Raw genomic sequence first — 1566 nt, forward strand, 5'->3', positions numbered from 1 at the left:
CGCGCCCGGCTGACCCTGGACTGGAACGCGACCGCCCGCGACTGCCCGCAGGAAGTGATGCACGCCGGTTTCGAACGCCAGGTGCGGTTGCAACCGCAGGCGCCGGCGGTGCTGTGCGGCGAGGAGCGTTGGAGCTACCAGACGCTCAACCGGCACGCGAACCGGATCGCCCACGGCTTGTTGGCCGAAGGCGTGCGCGCCGGCGACCGGGTCGGGATCCTGCTCGAACGCGGGCCGTGGATGGTGGCGGCGGTGCTGGGGGTGGTCAAGGCGGGCGCGGCCTACGTGCCGCTGGACCCGGCGCATCCGCCGCAGCGGTTGCGCGAGACCCTGGAGGACTGCACGCCGGCGCGGGTGCTGTCGCAGCGTTCGCTGGCCCGGCACGAAGGCTTGTCGGCGGTGCCGGTGCTGTGCGTGGACGAGGCCGAGCGTTGGGCCGGCCAGGCGCAGACGAATCCGTCGGCGAGCGGGATCGGCATCGATCCGCAGGCTCTGGCCTACGTGATCTACACCTCCGGCTCGACCGGCCGGCCGAAGGGGGTGATGGTCCGGCACGCGGCGGCGGCGAACCTGTTCGCGTGGGTGGAGGCCAGCTTCGGCATGGGTCCGTCGGACCGGGTGCTGTTCACCACCTCGCTGAGCTTCGACTTGTCGGTGTACGACCTGTTCGGAATGCTGTGGAGCGGAGGCAGCGTGCAGGTGGCGCGCTCGGAGGAGGTGCGCGACCCGGCGCGGCTGGTGGAGCTGCTGCGCAGCGGGATCACCTTCTGGGACTCGGCGCCGGCGGTGTTCGCCGGTTTGCTGGGTTCGCTGCAGGGCGAAGTGTCGTCGGACCTGCGCCTGGCGTTCTTCAGCGGCGACTGGATCGGCCTGGAACTGCCCGACGCGTTGCGGCGTGCGTTCCCGCGCTGCGAAGTGGTGGCGCTGGGCGGCGCGACCGAGGCGACGGTGTGGTCGAACTACCACCGGGTGGGGCAGGTGGATCCGGGTTGGAAAAGCATTCCGTACGGGCGTCCGATCTGGAACGCGCGCTACTACGTGCTCGACGGTCGCGGCGAGCCGAGCCCGGTGGGGGTGCCGGGCGATCTGTACATCGCCGGCGCGTGCCTGGCGGAGGGTTACTGGAATCGGCCGGAGCTGACCGCGGAGCGTTTCGTCGCCGACCCGTTCGTGGCCGGGGAGCGGATGTACCGCACCGGCGACCGTGCGCGCTACTGGGCGGACGGAACGCTGGAGTTCCTGGGCCGCAGCGATTTCCAGGTGAAAGTGCGCGGCTACCGGATCGAGCTGGGCGAGATCGAATCGGCGCTGCAGGCCTGCGCGGGGGTGCGCGAGGCGGTGGTGGCGGCGCACGGCGACGCCGGCGAACGCCGCCTGGTGGCGTACTGGCTGGGCGAGGCGGTGGATGCGGCGTCGCTGCGCAGCCAGCTGCAGTCGCGGCTGCCGGAGTACATGCTGCCGTCGGCCTATGTGCACATGGAGCGCTGGCCGCTGACCCCGAACGGCAAGCTGGACCGTGCGGCGCTGCCGGCGCCGGAAGGCGAGGCGCATGCGCGCCAGGCCTAC

General features: G+C 71.8%; 1 protein-coding gene. It reads left to right on the forward strand.

The features are described 5' to 3' along the window. Nucleotides 1-1566, forward strand: a 1566-nt coding sequence (locus AC3A57_RS22875) for a non-ribosomal peptide synthetase (RefSeq protein WP_487581003.1), incomplete at both ends; no start/stop codon positions are given.

It is taken from the genome of Lysobacter sp. Soil_C_15, from assembly GCF_057657315.1.